This is a genomic window from Kineosporia sp. NBRC 101677, assembly GCF_030269265.1.
GTDB classification, from domain to species: domain Bacteria; phylum Actinomycetota; class Actinomycetes; order Actinomycetales; family Kineosporiaceae; genus Kineosporia; species Kineosporia rhizophila.
The window spans coordinates 779,292-795,345 of record NZ_BSTA01000004.1 but is presented as its reverse complement, the minus strand read 5'-3'; the positions used below and the strand labels follow the sequence as shown (position 1 = coordinate 795,345).

Here is a 16,054-nt window from a genome sequence, read left to right as displayed (position 1 = left end):
CCTTCTCGGAACGGCGCAGGGCGCAGGTCTGCGCCAGGCAGAGGAGGAGAAGGTGGATCTGAAGCCCCACGAAGCGCGTGACCTGGTCGGACGTACGCTGCACGACTCCGGCGGCGAAAGTCTGGGCGAGGTCAGCGGCGTCTATTTCAACGATGCCGACCGGAGCCTGGAATGGGTCTCCATCGCCGTGCCGGCTTCGCTGGTCGGAGCCGATGCCCAGCAGGAGGAGCGGGGCACGAGCGACGCGATCGCCTCGGACGGCAGGACCGACGTGACGGACATGAGCGACGAGCGGGTCACGTCCGACACCTTGGGTGCATCCAGGACCGGAGCCGAGCTGCGGTTCGTGCCCGCTGGGGCGCTCAGGACGGCGGAGGACCGGCTGTCGCTGACTTTCTCCCGGGACGTGCTGCTGAACCAGCCGCACATCGAGCCCCAGGACGGCACCCTGTCGAACGCCCAGGTGGCCCGGCTGCACGAGTTCTTCCACACCTTCGACGGGCAGAGCCGGATCACCACCGCGAGCGAGGGCGAGCCGCCTACAGCCGCCGTCGGCGAAGGCGGGGAGAGTACGGCCCCGTTCACCGGACGGCACCACGAGCCCGCCTTCGGCACTGGCTCGTCGGGGCCCGGGGAGCCGCACGACGTCACGCTGCAGGGAACGGGAAATCCTGCTCCCTGATGCATCGCTCCGGTTCGTGACTGGGCTTCGGCCTGGTCACGAACAGGTTGGCTTTGCCGGCGGCTAGTCGAAGTCGGGGTGACCGAACATGCCTTCCGCGTCCAGTTCGGCCAGCTCTTCTCGGATCGCCTGGTAGGCGATGCCCGAGCTGTAGCCCTTACGGGCCAGCATCCCGGCCAGCCGTCGCAGTCGGCGTTCCGGATCGTCCTTGGTCATGCTGCCCGCCTTCTTGCGCACCAGCTGCCGGGCCGTTGCCAGCTCATCTTCGGAGCTGAGCGAATCCAGGGCCTCGCGGGCCGTTTCGTCGGCCACCCCCTTCTGCCGCAGCTCGTAGGCCAAGGCCCGCTTGGCCAGACCCTTTCCGGTGTGCCGGTTCTCGACGTACTGCCGGGAGAAGGCGGCGTCGTCGACCAGGTCGACCTCTTCGAACCGGTCGAGCACGGCAGCCGCCACGTCGTCCGGAATCTCTTTCTCGGCAAGCACTTTGGCCAGCTGGGCGCGGGTGCGGTCGCCGGCCGAGAGCTGCTTGAGCAGGATTTCGCGGGCTTCGAGCTCGGGGGCGACAGGCGGGCGGCGGCGTGCTGGGGAGGCTTCGGCACTGTCCGAGCCTTCATTGCCCAGCCTCTGGCCACCCGGGCCCTCGTTACCCGTGTATTCGTTGCTGGCGTATCCGTTGCCGGTGTTGCGGCGGCCCAACTGGCTACCGCCGGTGGCCTGGCGCTTTCGGCTGAGACCATTGCGTCGGCCTCCCCCACTTCGGCCTCGGGGCGAGTCGTTCTCGGGCGGTTCGCCGAAGAAGTTCTCTTGGCCGGGGCCGCCTGGGGTTTCGTCATCGCGGCGGGGGCGGCGGTCGAGCTTGCTGGTACGCCGAGGCTCACGCGCTCGCGGCTGCTGCCCCCGGGTTGAAGTCGGCTCCGCAGCGGGATCAGCACCCCAGCCCGGCAGGGTCCAGGCGGGCTGGGCCAGCTCGTCGGACGGAGCGCCCTGCGGCGTGCCTTCGGCATCGAGCTCGAGCGGCTCGCAGGCGGGAGCGCTTCGGCCCGAGCGGGCGGACCGGCCGGCCTGGTCAGCAGCCTGGTTGCCGCGGGCAGACTGGTCATCTGGGCCGGGTTGGCCGGCCCGCTGCCACTCGGCCTCTTTCTGGGCGATCATGTCGCGCAGGTCGTGCGGATTCAGCTTGGAGCCGTCGAGGCTGACCACGGTGCTCTGGGCGGTGCCTTGATCGGGCCGGCGCGAGTCCCGGCCCCTGCCGCCGAAGCGGCCAGAACCTCGGCCGCTGGAGCCCTGGCCACCAGAGCCCCTGCCGCCCGAACCCTCGTTCTCGGCGCCTTGCTTGTTGGTGTCCTCGCCCTTGGAGCCCTCGTTCGCAGCGCCCTCTTTCTCGGCGCCGCGGCGAGAACCGGATCCGGACGCGGACCGCCCGGCGTCCGGTCGCGCACCACCGGCGCGGCCGGAGAACAGGTTGTGGACAGTCGCCAGTCCCGGGGTGCCCCCCTCCAGGACACCCCGGGACCGTCGCTGGTCGTCGGTCATTCGTGCTTCACCTTTCCCAGTGGTGCGCCCGCCCGCGGCTCAGACCGGTACCGGAGGAGGTCGGCCGGGACCGTGGGCGGGACGCCGCCGGGATCAGAAGCTGACCGCGACCTCAGCGGGGGCGTTGACCTGCGCGCCCACACCAAGCTTCTCCTTGATCTTCTTCTCCAGCTCGTTGGCCAGGTCGGGGTTGTCACGCAGGAAGTTGCGCGCGTTCTCCTTACCCTGGCCGAGCTGGTCACCCTCGTACGTGTACCAGGCACCGGACTTGCGGATGAACGAGTGCTCGACACCCATGTCGATCAGGCCACCCTCACGTGAGATGCCCAGGCCGTAGATGATGTCGAACTCGGCCTGCTTGAACGGCGGGCTCATCTTGTTCTTGACGACCTTGACCCGGGTGCGGTTACCGACCGCGTCGGTGCCGTCCTTCAGGGTCTCGATGCGGCGGACGTCGAGCCGGACCGAGGCGTAGAACTTCAGCGCCTTACCACCGGTGGTGGTCTCGGGGGACCCGAACATCACGCCGATCTTCTCGCGCAGCTGGTTGATGAAGATCGCGGTGGTGCCGGAGTTGTTCAGCGCACCGGTGATCTTGCGCAGCGCCTGCGACATCAGGCGGGCCTGGAGGCCGACGTGGCTGTCGCCCATCTCGCCCTCGATCTCGGCCTTCGGCACCAGGGCGGCCACCGAGTCGATGACGATGATGTCGAGCGCGCCGGAGCGGACCAGCATGTCCGCGATCTCGAGCGCCTGCTCACCGGTGTCGGGCTGGGAGACCAGCAGGGCGTCGGTGTCGACCCCGAGCTTCTTGGCGTACTCCGGGTCGAGCGCGTGCTCGGCGTCGATGAAGGCGGCGATACCGCCGGCCCGCTGAGCGCTGGCCACGGCGTGCAGCGCCACGGTGGTCTTACCCGACGATTCCGGGCCGTAGATCTCGACGACGCGGCCTCGCGGCAGACCGCCGATGCCGAGCGCGACGTCGAGCGCGATGGAGCCGGTCGGGATGATCTCGATCGGCGGGCGGGTGTCGTCTCCCAGCCGCATGACCGAGCCCTTGCCGAACTGCCGGTCGATCTGGGCAAGAGCGGCGTCGAGAGCCTTTTCACGGTCCGCAGGAGCGGGCATGTGTGTTCACCTCACAGTCGGCCGGCTTCGCGGGATCGCGGACGCCGGATTCTTCCGTCGGTACAGACGCTAGACGCGACCACCGACAAACTTGGCCGAGTAAATTCGCCCTGTGGACAACCGGGCACTCGTGGGTACCGGTGAGAGCGCGATCGTCGTTGACCTCGAGCACCGGAACACCGGGACTCTATCCGAACAGGTGTTCGGACGAGCAAGCGACACGCCCGGCCCGAGCGCCTCGCGCACCCGTCCGCAGCATCAGCGAATCGCGCTCTGACCAGCAGTGCGACACCTGTAGGACCGGAGTGCGCATCTGCATTTTGCAAGCCCTGCAAAAGCGTTGGCCGCGAATCCCAGCCCGTCATTTTGTAACGCTGCGCAATCACTGTTGAACACGCAATGTGATGACGCACCGCGCCCGGCAGAGCCCCGAACGTCACGTCCCAATCGCCCCGTAGCCCCCTGTTGACACAGCATCATCACTGGCCAGGCGCGAGTGACGATTTCTGGAACAGGCTGTGACACGTGGCCCGAAGGGGTGGAAATGAGGATTACTTAGAGGCACAATGCCGGACATGATCGATGCACTCCGCGAAACCGACGAGTTCGGGCGTTCCCCGCTGCACTACGCCGCGGCCGACGGCGATGCCGCCGAGGTAGCGCGTCTCCTGGCCGAGGGCGCCGACCCGGGTCAGCCCGACGCCGTGCGCTTCACGCCGCTGCACTTCGCCGCCCAGGAGCAGCACCCCCAGGTGATCGGCATGCTGATCGCGGCCGGGGCCGCCACCACCGCCACCGACCGCTGGGGCAACACCCCGCTGTGGCGCGCGATCTTCACCGCGCACGGTCAGCGGGCGGCGGCCGACGAGCTGCTGGCCCACGGTGCCGACCCGGACGCCGCCAACTCCACCGGGATCAGCCCGCGCCGCCTGGCTCAGCGGATGGGACTGGGTGACCTGCTGGGCCCGTCCACCCAGCCGATCCAGCTGCCCCGCCAGCGGGACTGACATCGGCGCCCACAGGCGTCCATTGTTTGGGGGCTTCCGGATTCCGGGGGCTTCAGGACAGCAGCAACCGCTCCAGCCGGCGCCCGGCCAGCCACAGCCCGGCCAGGCCCAGCACCAGCAGGTAGATCACGTGCCCGAGCACGCTCGCGTCCATGGTGCCGAGCATCAGGGCCCGCTCCAGCTCGACCCCGTGGTACAGCGGGGTGAGCTGCACGATCACGCCGAACCCGCTGGGGTAGGTGGAGAGGGGGTAGAACGTGGTGGAGAGCAGGAGCAGGGGCAGGACCACCAGGTTGACCAGGTCGAAGTCCTGCCATGAGCGCATGAACGTGGTGGCCGCCATGCCCGCCCCGGCGAACGCCAACCCGATCAGCGTGGCCGCCGGCACGGCCAGCACCGCCCACCCCGACTTCACGTACCCCGCGACGAGCAGGACCAGCAGGAACGCCGTCGCGTAACCGGCCCCACGCAGCAGGGCCCAGCAGATCTCTCCCGCCGCCACCGCCCGGGGTCCCAGTGGTGTGGCCAGCATGCCGTCGTAGACCCGCGTGTATTTGAGCTTGCCGAACACGTTGTACGTGGAGTCGGCCACCGCCCCGTTCATGGCCGAGGCCGCCAGCAGCGCCGGGCCGACGAACTCCTGGTAGCTGAACGACTCTCCGCCGTACTGCACGCTGCCGACCAGTGCTCCGATGCCGATTCCCAGCGAGAGCAGGTAGAAGAGCGGCTCGAAGAAGCCGGAGATCATCACGAACAGCGAGCGCCGGGCGCCGCGGGCGTTGCGTTCGACCACGGCCGGGGCTCCGCGGAAGTGGGCCAGCCAGCCGGCCAGTCGGTGCAGGACGGTCGGAGCGGTCGGGGCGTCCGCGTGCTCCAGGGTGCTCACGACAGCAGCATCTTCTGGTAGGAGCACACTGCCAGCGCGTAACCGCCTGTGCCCCAGAGCACCAGGTAGGCCAGATGGCCCAGCGAGGCGATCAGCCCGGCCTCCTGCAGGGCGAGCTCGCGGCACAGCTGCGTGCCGTGCCACAACGGGGTGAGCCAGGCGAGGATCTCGACCCCCTGCGGGAACTGGCTCACCGGGAAGAAGGTGCCGGCGAAGAGGAACAGCGGCGTCATCACGAAACGCATGAGCACGGAGAAGTCGGAGTCGTTCTCGCGGGTGATCGAGAACGCGATCAGCGGGGCGGCGTGGGCCAGCCCGGTGAGCACGGCGACCGGGACCGCGAGGATCAACCAGGCCGAGGAGAAGGCCCCGGCCAAGGTGCCGATCACGGCGAACGCGACCGCGCCGAGGAGCAGCCGGATGGCGACGAAGAGCAGGTGCCCGGTGACGATGTCGGGGATGGTCAGCGGCGATCCGGCCTGGGCGTGGTAGTGCCCGGTCCATTTCCGGCTGGAGAGGATCGGCCAGGTGCACTCGCCGAAGGCGCTCTGCATCGCGCTCGCGGCCAGGATGCCGGGAGCGACGAAGGCCAGGTACTCCACCTCGCCGAGCGGGCCGGCCGTGTTGCCGTCGACCAGGCTGCCGAGCCCGAGCCCGAAGGCGCCGAGGAACACCAGCGGCATGACGAACGCGGTGGCGGCGCTGGCGCGCCAGGTGCGGCGGTAGGCACGCAGCCAGTACTCCAGGGCAGCCAGTGAACGGTGCGGGTCACCCAGTGCGGGGACCCCGAGAGTGGGCGTGGTCATCGCTCTTTCCCCTCAGTCGACCAGGGAACGACCGGTGAGGTGCAGGAACACGTCTTCCAGCGAGCTGCGGCGGACCAGCACGGAGAGCGGGCGGTCGGGGCCGGAGTCGACCCGGCGGGCGGCTGCGTCGCCGTCGTCGGTGTAGATCAGCAGGCGGTCGGGCAGTACCTCCACCCGGGCCGCGAGCGGGCCGAGATCCAGCCTCTCGCGGTGCGGTTCGAGGTCGAAGTCGCTGAACCGGACCTCCACCACCTCCCGGCTGGAATAGCGTTCGATCAGCTCGCGGGGTGAGCCCTCGGCGACGATCCGGCCGTGGTCCATCACCACCAGGCGGTCGCACAGCTGCTCCGCCTCGTCCATGTAGTGCGTGGTCAGGACCAGCGTGACGCCCTGCTGCTTGAGCCGGAAGAGCCGGTCCCACAGCACGTGCCGGGCCTGTGGGTCGAGGCCGGTGGTGGGCTCGTCGAGCAGCAGGATCTCGGGGGCGCTGATCAGTGCCCGGGCGATGGTCAGACGGCGTTTCATCCCGCCCGAGAGCGGTTCGACCGGGCTGTCGGCGCGATCGCTGAGCTGGGCGAACCGCAGCAGTTCGTCGGCGCGACGGGCGATCTCGGAGCGGCGCAGGCCGAAGTAGCGGCCGTAGACCAGGAGGTTCTCGCGGACCGTGAGTTCCTCGTCGAGCAGGTCCTTCTGGGGCACGACGCCGAGCCGGGCGCGGATCGCCGGGCCGTCGGCCTGCGGATCCATCCCGAGCATGGTGAGGGTGCCCGCGGTGACCGGGGAGACGCAGCCGATCATGCGCATGGTGGACGACTTGCCGGCCCCGTTCGGGCCGAGGAAACCGAAGGCCTCGCCCTTACGGACCTCGATGTCGATGCCGTCGACGGCGACGAAGTCGCCGAAGTGCTTGGTCAGGGCGCGGGCCCTGATCAGGACCTCGGCCGGTTCCCGATCACGGACGTCGGTGGGCACCTGGGCCCCGACGTCCGGTGTGTGGGTGCCGGCCGGGTCGAACTGCGATGCGGGCCCTGCGTCCTGCCGGATCCCGATCTCTTCCCCCTGCTGCGGTGTAGCCGCTGCACCTTCCGTGGTTGCTGGGCCCTCCCCTGCCCTTCCCGTCATGCCCGGCGGCGCTCCTTCTCGTCTTTGCCCCACTGCCGTTCGGGGGGCACATCCATCGACCGGCACAGGGCGAACCACACCTCACGCAGTGACTCGCCCGCCTCGATCGCCTGCTCCGCCGTTCGGTTACCCAGTTCCAGCAGCACGAGGTCATGGACCAGCATGCGGCCGTGGGCGCGCCCGAACTCTTCGTCCACCAGATCCCAGAACTCGCTGCTACGCACCTTCCGAGCATGCCACCCGCCCGGCTCGGTGCGCTCGCGGACCAGTGTGGCAGCTACCTCCGACAGACTCGCCGATCTGCTCCTGACCTGCTCCGACGGCTTCTGGAGCCGAAATTGTCGGTGGTGCGTGTGAGGATCTGTGGTGTGACGGAACAGGTGCTCGAGCGATTCTCCCCGGCCACCCGCGCGTGGTTCACCGGGGCCTTCGCCGCGCCCACGCCCGCGCAGGCCGGAGCGTGGAACGCGGTCAGTGCCGGGCGGCACGCGCTGGTCGTCGCGCCCACCGGTTCGGGCAAGACCCTGTCTGCGTTCCTCTGGGCGCTCGACCGGCTCGCCGCCACCCCCGTCCCGGAAGAGACCAAGCGCCGCTGCCGGGTGCTCTACGTCTCGCCGCTGAAGGCGCTCGCGGTCGACGTCGAGCGCAACCTGCGTTCGCCCCTGGCCGGTATCCGGCAGGCGGCCGGGCGGCTCGGGCTGCCGCTGCCGGAGGTGAAGGTGGCGCTGCGCTCGGGTGACACGCCGGCCGACGAGCGCCGGGCCTTCACCCGTAATCCGCCCGACGTGCTGATCACCACCCCGGAGTCGCTGTTCCTGCTGCTCACCTCGCAGGCGCGGGAGATGCTCAGCGGGGTCGAGACGGTGATCATCGACGAGGTGCACGCCGTCGCCGGCTCGAAAAGAGGCGCCCATCTGGCGCTCTCGCTGGAGCGGCTGGACGCGTTGCTCGAGCGCCCGGCGCAACGGGTCGGCCTGTCGGCCACCGTACGGCCGATCGAGGAGATCGCCCGCTGGCTGGGCGGGCGCAACCCGGTCGAGGTGGTGCAGCCGGGCTCGACCAAGCAGTGGGACCTGCGGGTGATCGTGCCGGTGCCGGACATGGCCGAGCTCGACTCCGGTCCGGGCAGTACGGCCAGCGCCACCGCCGATCCCGACGAGGACCTGACCGGTGCAGCAGCCGGGGCCGCGGCCCGGCCCTCGATCTGGCCGCACGTCGAGGAGCGCATCGTCGACCTGATCGCCGAGCACCGTTCCACCCTGGTGTTCGCCAACTCGCGGCGGCTGGCCGAGCGGCTCACCGCCCGGCTCAACGAGATCTGGACCGAACGGCTGGCGTTGGCCGCCGACGACGGCCAGGAGCCGCTGCCTGACCACGGGGCGGTGCAGCCGGCCGCGATCATGGCCCAGTCCGGTGCCTCGGTGGGGGCCGCGCCGGTGCTGGCCCGGGCGCACCACGGCTCGGTGAGCAAGGAGCAGCGGGCGATCATCGAGGGCGAGCTCAAGGCCGGGCGGCTGCCCGCGGTGGTCGCCACCTCCAGCCTCGAGCTCGGTATCGACATGGGGGCCGTCGACCTGGTGGTGCAGGTGGAGTCCCCGCCGAGCGTGGCCAGCGGTCTGCAGCGGGTCGGCCGGGCAGGGCACCAGGTGGGTGCGGTGTCGGCCGGGGCGCTCTTCCCGAAGTACCGCGGTGACCTGGTGCAGACCGCGGTGGTGGTCGAGCGCATGCGCGAGGGCTCGATCGAGCAGCTCGCGGTGCCCGCCAGCCCGCTCGACGTGCTGGCCCAGCAGATCGTCGCGATGGTGGCGATGGACGAGTGGCGGGTGGCCGAGCTGGAAGAGCTGGTCCGCCGGTCCGCGCCGTTCGCCGGGCTCACCCGCGGGGTGCTGGAGTCGGTGCTGGACATGCTGGCCGGGCGCTACCCGAGCGACGAGTTCGCCGAACTGCGGCCCCGGCTGGTCTGGGACCGGCACGGCGACGTGCTGCAGGCCCGGCCGGGAGCTCAGCGGCTGGCGGTGACCAGCGGTGGCACCATCCCCGACCGCGGGCTCTTCGGGGTGTTCCTGGCCGGGGGTGACGAGGCCCGTAAGGGCGCCGGGCGCCGGGTGGGTGAGCTCGACGAGGAAATGGTCTACGAGTCACGGGTGGGCGATGTGTTCACCCTGGGCTCCTCGTCCTGGCGCATCGAGGACATCACGCACGACCGGGTCCTGGTCACCCCGGCGCCCGGTCAGCCGGGCCGGCTGCCGTTCTGGAAGGGCGATCAGCAGGGCCGCCCGGCCGAGCTCGGGCGCGCGGTGGGGGCCTACGTGCGCTCGGTCGGCCGGATGAAGGCCGAAGCCGCCCGCGAGCGGGTGCTGGCCTCGGGTCTGGACGAGTGGGCGGCCGACAACCTGCTGGGCTACCTGGACGAGCAGAAGCAGGCCACCGGGCACCTGCCGGACGACAAGACGATCGTGATCGAGCGCTTCCGCGACGAGATCGGCGACTGGCGGGTGGTGGTGCACTCGCCGTTCGGTGGTCAGGTGCACTCGCCCTGGGCGCTGGCCGTGGCCGCGCGTTTCCGCGAGCGGTTCGGGGTGGACGTGCAGGCCGCGCCGGGCGACGACGGCATCGTGCTGCGGCTGCCGGACGTCGAGACGGAAGACGGCTCGGCGCCGGACGTGGCCGACCTGATCGTGCTGGAGGCCGAGGACGTCGAGGAGCTGGTCACCGCCGAGCTCGGCGGTTCGGCGCTGTTCGCCTCGCGCTTCCGCGAGTGCGCGGCCCGCGCTCTCCTGCTCCCCCGTCGGCAGCCGGGCAAGCGGCAGCCGCTGTGGCAGCAACGTCAGCGAGCGGCCCAGTTGCTCGAGGTGGCCTCGCGCTACGGCAGTTTCCCGATCGTGCTGGAGACCCTGCGCGAGTGCCTGCAGGACGTGTTCGACGTGCCGGGCCTGGAGTCGCTGATGCGCGACGTGCGGGCGCGGTCGGTCAAGGTGGTCGAGGTGACCACGCAGCAGCCGTCGCCCTTCGCCCGCAGCCTGCTGTTCGGCTACGTGGCGCAGTTCCTCTACGAGGGCGACTCCCCCCTGGCCGAGCGTCGGGCGGCCGCACTCGCGCTCGACCCGGCGCTGCTGGCGGAGTTGCTGGGGCGGGGTGAAGGGGCGTCGCTGCGTGACCTGCTCGACCCGGCTGCACTGCGGCGCACCGAGGACGAGTTGCAGCGGCTGGCGCCGAACCGGCGCGCGCGCTCGATGGAACAGGTGGCCGACCTCGTCCGGATGATCGGGCCGTTGTCCACGTCCGAGGTGGTCGAGCGCACCATCGACGCCGAGGCATGGGCCGCCGTGGAGGCTGGACTGGGTGCTGAGCCGGGGCCGGATTCCGGATCTGGGCCAGACGCCGGACCTGGGCTGGACGCCGGATCAGCCGCGAACCGCGGGCCTGCCCTGGACGCCGAGCCTGGTGAGGGCACAGATCTTGAGGCGGGCCCACATCTTGAGGCGAGTCCAGGTCGCGAGGCGAGTCCAGGTCGCGAGGCGAGTCCAGGTCGCGAGGCGAGTCCAGGTGCCAAGGCAGCCCGAGATCCTGAGTCGGCCTCAAATGCCGAGGCAGGGCTAGGTTCCGAGGCAGGCTCAGGTCCCGACGCGGAGCCAGGTTTCGGGGCGGGGCCAGGTCGCGGGCCAGAGGCGGACGGCGCGAACGAGCTTGTCGATCTGGGTGCCGAAGGTGGCTGGGGGGATGACGCCACCGAGGCCGAGATCGCTGCGGCGGCCCCGGTGTCGGACGCCGCCGCCGGTGCCCTGGGGCCGGACGGATCGGACCCCTCGTGGCCACACGCGCGGCGGGCGGAGACGGTGACTGCCCGGGTTCCCACCGCCGATCCGGCTGAGGTGGGGCGCTGGCTGAGCGAGCTCGAGGGCGCGCGTCGGCTCATCCGGGTGCGGGTCTCGGGCGAAGAGCGCTGGGCCGCAGTGGAAGACGCGGGCCGCCTGCGCGACGCGCTGGGCACGGCCCTGCCGGTCGGGGTGGCCGAGGTGTTCACCGAGCCCGTACCGGATCCGCTGGGCGACCTGCTCTCCCGCTACGCCCGCTCGCACGGTCCCTTCACCGCGCAGGAGCTCGCCACCCGGCTCGGCCTGGGCGCAGTGGTGGTCGTCGACGGCCTGCGCCGGCTCGTCGACAACGGCCGTCTGGTGCAGGGCGAACTGCGTCCGCTGGAGTCCGGCGGCGGTCAGGGCATGGACTACTGCGACGCCGAGGTCCTGCGCACCCTGCGGCGGCGCTCGCTCGCTGCGCTGCGGGCCGAGGTCGAGCCGGTCCCGGCGCTCGACCTGGCCCGGTTCCTGCCCGGCTGGCAGGGCGTGGGCGGCCGCACCCGTGGGGTCGACGGCGTGTTGCGGGCCGTCGAGCAGCTGGCCGGGGCCTGGATCCCGGCGAGTGCGCTGGAGACCCTGGTCATCCCCGGCCGGGTGCCCGGTTACACGCCGGCCCTGCTCGACGAACTGACCAGCGCCGGCGAGGTGGTCTGGGCCGGGCACGGCACCCTGCCGGGTGACGACGGCTGGATCTCGCTGCACCCGGCCGACCTCGCGCCCCTCACCCTGGCCGCGCCCGAGGCCGAGTTCGAGCCCGAAGAGAAGCATCTGGCCGTGCTCGACGCGCTGGCCGGTGGCGGGGCCTACTTCTTCCGGGCGCTGAGCGACGCGGTGGCCAGCACCGACGACCAGGAACTCACCCAGACCCTGTGGGACCTGGTCTGGGCCGGGCAGATCAGCAACGACACCCTGTCCGCGCTGCGGGCGAAGCTGGCCGGCGGCAAGGTCGCGCACAAGAGCCGCCCGAGCGCCCCACGCGCACGTTACGGCCGCTACGGCTCTCTGCGGGCCGGGCGGGGCGGTTCCTCACGCCCGGCCATGCCCAGCCGCACCGGCCCGCCGCTCGCCGCCGGGCGCTGGTCACTGCTGCCCGAGCGCGAGCCGGATCCGACCGCCCGCGCCCATGCCCAGGCCGAGGTGCTGCTCGAACGGCACGGGGTGGTCACCCGGGGCGCCGTGATGGCCGAACGGGTGGCCGGCGGTTTCGCGGCGGCCTACCGCGTGCTCTCCGGCTTCGAGGACGCAGGGCGGGTGCGGCGCGGCTACTTCGTCGAGGGCCTGGGCGCGTCCCAGTTCGCCGGCACCGGCGCCGTCGACCGCTTGCGGGCCTCGGCCCGGCCCGCCGGTGAGACCTTCGCCTCCGAAGGCGGCTTGCGCACAGTGGTTCTCGCCGCCGCCGACCCGGCCAACCCCTACGGCGCCGCCCTGCCCTGGCCTGAACGTCCCGGCGACAACGCCGGGCACCGTCCCGGGCGCAAGGCCGGAGCCATCGTCATCCTGGTCGACGGAGCGCTCACCCTCTACGTCGAACGCGGCGGCCGCACGCTGCTGTCCTGGACCAACGAGGAAGAACTGCTCCGCGCCGCCGCCGACGCTCTGGCGCTGGCCGTGCGAGAGGGGGCACTGGGCCGGCTCACGGTCGAGAAGGCAGATGGGGAGGGAGTTCTGAACACCGACAACCCGCTGGCGCAGGCCCTCGAGAACGCCGGGTTCCGGGCAACTCCGAGGGGTCTGCGGCTGAGAGCCTGAACGGCCAGGATCAGGAGACCGCGGCAACATCTCGGTCGGGTGACCGCGAAACCGGCTGACCTGGCCTTCAGCGGCCGCTCCGCAGCCGACCTGGTGATTCCGCAGCCGACCTGGTGATCAGCGGATGGGCGCCCGGCAGACGGCAGGGAACGCCCAGCCCACCCGGGCGGTCAGAGGCAGCGACGCGCAACGCTCCGCCCGGCAGCGCCGACCCGGCAACGCCGACCCCGACAACGCCCAGCCCGACAACGCCGACCCCGACAACGCCCAGCCCGACAACGCCCAGCCCGACAACGCCCAGCCCGACAACGCCCAGCCCGACAACGCCGACCCAGCAGCGCTGGCCCTGCAACGCCGACCCTGCAACGTCCAGCCCGGCACTCAGCAGGTAAGCCGTGACAGCCGGAAGCCAAGGGGCAAGGCACCCAGCCTGATGCTGGACGGCTCATGGTCGGGTGCTTCGGCAGCCCTTAGCCACCGGGCGATGAGATGTACATCGTGTACCAGGTGTACGCAATGTACGCCTCACCGACTGGGCCTAGCCGTAGCTGGCCGGGGGCAGGAGGCGAGTGATCGTGTGGTCATGAGTCCGGCGCGTTCCGTTGAGCGCAGCGTCTGCGTGAGCATCTTCTGGCTGATCCCGGCGATTCGGGTTCGCAGGACACGCTGTACCTGCGGGGGCCCGGGTGGGGGCCAACTGCCGCAGCGAACGCCCCGTTTCGTGTAGGGGGTTCGCGGGAGATCGGGGGCTCGGCGCCCCTCGGTCGATGGGGCCACAGGCGACAGGGCGCTGCGGGATGGCTGGCACCTGGGCAGTCAGGCGTAACGCTCGACGAACCGCCGCTGCCAGGGTGTTTCGACGGCGTGGGGAGAGTATCCGCGTCGTACGAACGCCACCGCCTCGGTCGGGGGCACGCCGTCGAGCACGGCGAGGCAGGCCAGCGCGGTGCCCGTGCGGCCTCGGCCACCCGCACAGGCGATCTCGACCCGTTGTTCCTCGGCCCGGGCCAAGGTTTCCTGCAGCACCTTGCGGGCCTGTTCCCGGTCGGTGGGTAGGCGGAAGTCGGGCCAGCGGATCCAGGCGCTGGCCCAAACGGTCGCTGCCGGTGGCTTTCCGAGCAGGTAGACGCCGAACTCAGGGTCGGGGCCGGGTGGGGTGCCAGAGCGCAGGCCCCGGCCCCGGATACGGCGGCCCGAGGGCAGGTCGAGGACTCCCGGTAGACCTTGGTCCCACATGCTGCCCTCCTCGGACGCGAACGATCAGGCCAGGCTCTGGGAGGATTCTTTGTCGAGGACCGGCGCCCTGTCCATCTCTCGCCAGGCCCCGCCCCTGAGCGGCTGCAGGGTGACCAGCACGTAGCAGAGCCCCACGAACAGCAGGGTCCCGGTCAGCCCGACCTGGTCCACAGCGAGGCCGGCGGCCAGGCTGCCGAGCGGCATTCCGGCCCAGCAGCCCGCATTGACCAGCCCGAACGCCCGGGCCCGCATCTGCGGCGGAATGCGCTCGAGCATCACCGTGCCGAGGATCGGGTTGATGCCGCCGGCGCAGAAGCCGGCCAGCGCCTTCATCACCAGCAGCACGCCGAAGGGCAGGCCGGCGGCGAACGCCAGGTAGACCGGGCCCCCGGCCAGGGTGAAGGCGATGATCAGGGTGGGTCGGCGGGGTAGGCGGTGCCCGACGGCACCGAACAGGAGTGACCCGAGGAAGGCGCCGCCGCCCATCGCCCCGACCAGCAGCCCCAGGGCGACCGCACCACTCAGCTCGCGGTCGGCGTAGACCGGCACCAGCACGGAACTGCCCGCCGCGTCGAAGAAGTTGGTCACCACGACGAGCAGGACCATGGCCCGCATCAGCGGGTCCGCGGCGACGAAGCGGAAGCCGGCGCGCAGGTCCTGCCAGTAGCCCGACCCGGCCACCGACTCACCGGCCGTTGCCGGCGTTCCTGGCTCACCCTCGTCCTCAGTTGTGCTCCTGACCTTGACCAGCCGGGCCACGAGCAGCGCCGAGACGACGAAGCTGGCCGTGTCCACGAACATCGCCTCGAGACCGCCGAGGGCCACGACCAGGAACCCACCGAGCGGGGCACCGAGCAGACGGGCTCCGCGTTCGGTGGCCTCCATCCAGCCGACGGCGCGCTCGAGCGGGACGCCGGACTCGGCGGCCACCTCCGGCAGCATCGCCCGTCGCGCGGTCTGGCCGGGAGCGTCGATCAGGTTGCCCGCGAAGATCAGCACGAACACTGCCCAGAGGGGCAGGCCGGTGGTGACGTGCAGGAGCGGCACGAGCATCACGAAGAAGCCGCCGCAAAGGTCAGCGAGGATGCTGGCGCGCCGGTAGCCGAGCCGGTCCACCACTGTGCCGCCGAACAGGTCGCCCAGAACGATGGGCAGGGTGGCCACCACCCCGGCGACCCCGGTGGCGGAGGCCGAGCCGGTCTGGTCGAGCACGTACAACGGCAGGGCCAGCAACGTGATCATGTTGCCGGTCAGGGAGAGCGTGTGCGCCAGGAAGAGGGCGTAGAGCGAACCCCGGCGATGCTGCGACATCAGGGCCTCCGGTACAGCTGATAGGTGGCGACCACGGTCTCGGTGCCGGGCCGGCTGCCGTGCGAGGCCTTGGCCTCCCAGCGCTCGGCCAGCTCGTCCAGCTCCCCCTGCAGTTCCTGCATCTGCTCCACAGTCAGATGCAGGAAGACGTCACCGGTGGTGGACGCCTGCACCCAGTCGGGTTCCAGCGTGGGTTCGATGTCCAGGTAGGCCTCGTACGTGCTCAGGAGCCGACGGGCGATCAGGCGACGCAGCGCTCCCGAGGCCACGTGGCGTTCCGGGTCTTCCAGGTCGTCGGACGGTGACCAGGAGGTGCTGGCGTGCGCCGCCCGCCACCAGCGCTCGCGGCGGTCGCGGGCCAGCTCCGGCGCCTCCTCGACGAAACCGAACTCCGCCAGCTTGCCCACGTGGTAGCTGATCGAACCGGGGGCCTCGTCGAGCAGCTCGCAGAGCATCTTGACCGACTGCGGGCCCCGGATCCGCAGCTCCGCCAGCAGCGAGATGCGCAGCGGGTGGGCCAGCGCCCGCATGGCCTTGGGATCGCTGAGGTTGACCGTGCCCTCGTCGCCGACCCGTCGGCGGTCCTGCGCTTCGTCCATGAGGCACGAGAGTAGATGCACAAGAACTCTTGCGCAATGAACGTTGTGCAACTCGTAGCCCAACTAGGCAGTACGGCAGACCGGTCGAACGCACTGCCCCTTCGAGGCGGCGCCCCGCCCCACCTGCAGGCATGCTGG

General features: G+C 71.0%; 12 protein-coding genes. 3 read left to right on the top strand and 9 right to left on the bottom strand.

Going from position 1 to position 16,054, the window contains the following annotated elements; all coding sequences use genetic code 11:
* Positions 1-52 precede the first annotated feature (52 nt).
* Complete coding sequence (locus QSK18_RS16290; RefSeq protein WP_285620028.1) at positions 53-682, top strand: PRC-barrel domain-containing protein; 630 nt, start codon at positions 53-55, stop codon at positions 680-682.
* Between the two features lie 63 nt (positions 683-745).
* Here the strand turns inward: QSK18_RS16290 and QSK18_RS16285 are convergent, their stop codons facing one another.
* Positions 746-2,215 carry a RecX family transcriptional regulator gene (locus tag QSK18_RS16285; RefSeq protein ID WP_285620027.1) on the bottom strand — a complete coding sequence of 490 codons (1,470 nt, stop codon included), beginning with the start codon at positions 2,213-2,215 and terminating at the stop codon, positions 746-748.
* A 93-nt stretch (positions 2,216-2,308) separates the two neighbouring features.
* Positions 2,309-3,343 (bottom strand): recombinase RecA, encoded by a 1,035-nt coding sequence (recA, locus tag QSK18_RS16280; RefSeq protein WP_232814849.1) that lies wholly within the window; start codon positions 3,341-3,343, stop codon positions 2,309-2,311.
* A 575-nt stretch (positions 3,344-3,918) separates the two neighbouring features.
* Between recA and QSK18_RS16275 the strand changes: the two genes are divergently transcribed.
* Entirely contained in the window at positions 3,919-4,350 is a 432-nt protein-coding gene (locus tag QSK18_RS16275; protein WP_232814850.1) for an ankyrin repeat domain-containing protein, read from the top strand.
* A gap of 52 nt (positions 4,351-4,402) precedes the next feature.
* On the opposite strand, the gene QSK18_RS16270 is transcribed toward QSK18_RS16275, so the two are convergent.
* From QSK18_RS16270 to QSK18_RS16255, 4 genes are read right to left on the bottom strand one after another with little or no spacing between them, the layout of a single operon-like run.
* Complete coding sequence (locus QSK18_RS16270; protein WP_285620025.1) at positions 4,403-5,236, bottom strand: ABC transporter permease; 834 nt, start codon at positions 5,234-5,236, stop codon at positions 4,403-4,405.
* Positions 5,233-6,042: an ABC transporter permease gene (locus QSK18_RS16265; protein WP_285620023.1), complete on the bottom strand. Its 810-nt coding sequence runs from the start codon at positions 6,040-6,042 to the stop codon at positions 5,233-5,235. The genes QSK18_RS16270 and QSK18_RS16265 overlap by 4 nt, the downstream gene beginning before the upstream one ends.
* Before the next feature lie 12 nt (positions 6,043-6,054).
* The gene (locus QSK18_RS16260; RefSeq protein ID WP_232814853.1) at positions 6,055-7,164 is read right to left on the bottom strand and encodes an ABC transporter ATP-binding protein; all 1,110 of its coding nucleotides are present in this window, start codon (positions 7,162-7,164) and stop codon (positions 6,055-6,057) included.
* Positions 7,161-7,388, bottom strand: a complete 228-nt coding sequence (locus tag QSK18_RS16255; RefSeq protein WP_232814854.1) for a DUF3046 domain-containing protein — start codon at positions 7,386-7,388, stop codon at positions 7,161-7,163. Before QSK18_RS16255 ends, QSK18_RS16260 begins: the two co-directional genes overlap by 4 nt.
* A 144-nt stretch (positions 7,389-7,532) precedes the next feature.
* Between QSK18_RS16255 and QSK18_RS16250 the strand changes: the two genes are divergently transcribed.
* A complete protein-coding gene (locus QSK18_RS16250) occupies positions 7,533-12,770 on the top strand; it encodes an Lhr family helicase (RefSeq protein WP_285620020.1) in 5,238 nt (1,745 codons plus the stop codon).
* A gap of 816 nt (positions 12,771-13,586) precedes the next feature.
* On the opposite strand, the gene QSK18_RS16245 is transcribed toward QSK18_RS16250, so the two are convergent.
* Genes QSK18_RS16245 through QSK18_RS16235 form a run of 3 tightly spaced genes read right to left on the bottom strand, consistent with a single transcriptional unit; the run spans position 13,587 to position 15,916 of the window.
* Entirely contained in the window at positions 13,587-14,006 is a 420-nt protein-coding gene (locus tag QSK18_RS16245; RefSeq protein ID WP_232814856.1) for a protein-tyrosine phosphatase family protein, read from the bottom strand.
* Positions 14,007-14,030: 24 nt separating this feature from the next.
* Positions 14,031-15,317, bottom strand: a complete 1,287-nt coding sequence (locus QSK18_RS16240) for an MFS transporter (RefSeq protein WP_232814857.1) — start codon at positions 15,315-15,317, stop codon at positions 14,031-14,033.
* Positions 15,317-15,916, bottom strand: a complete 600-nt coding sequence (locus QSK18_RS16235) for an ArsR/SmtB family transcription factor (protein WP_285620016.1) — start codon at positions 15,914-15,916, stop codon at positions 15,317-15,319. The genes QSK18_RS16240 and QSK18_RS16235 overlap by 1 nt, the downstream gene beginning before the upstream one ends.
* Positions 15,917-16,054: the final 138 nt, after the last annotated feature.

Coding starts and splice junctions, on each gene's coding strand:
- QSK18_RS16285 (WP_285620027.1), bottom strand. CDS start 2,215: ATGACCGACGACCAGCGACGGTCCCGGGGTGTCCTGGAGGGGGGCACC.
- recA (WP_232814849.1), bottom strand. CDS start 3,343: ATGCCCGCTCCTGCGGACCGTGAAAAGGCTCTCGACGCCGCTCTTGCC.
- QSK18_RS16275 (WP_232814850.1), top strand. CDS start 3,919: ATGATCGATGCACTCCGCGAAACCGACGAGTTCGGGCGTTCCCCGCTG.
- QSK18_RS16265 (WP_285620023.1), bottom strand. CDS start 6,042: ATGACCACGCCCACTCTCGGGGTCCCCGCACTGGGTGACCCGCACCGT.
- QSK18_RS16260 (WP_232814853.1), bottom strand. CDS start 7,164: ATGACGGGAAGGGCAGGGGAGGGCCCAGCAACCACGGAAGGTGCAGCG.
- QSK18_RS16245 (WP_232814856.1), bottom strand. CDS start 14,006: ATGTGGGACCAAGGTCTACCGGGAGTCCTCGACCTGCCCTCGGGCCGC.
- QSK18_RS16240 (WP_232814857.1), bottom strand. CDS start 15,317: ATGTCGCAGCATCGCCGGGGTTCGCTCTACGCCCTCTTCCTGGCGCAC.
- QSK18_RS16235 (WP_285620016.1), bottom strand. CDS start 15,916: ATGGACGAAGCGCAGGACCGCCGACGGGTCGGCGACGAGGGCACGGTC.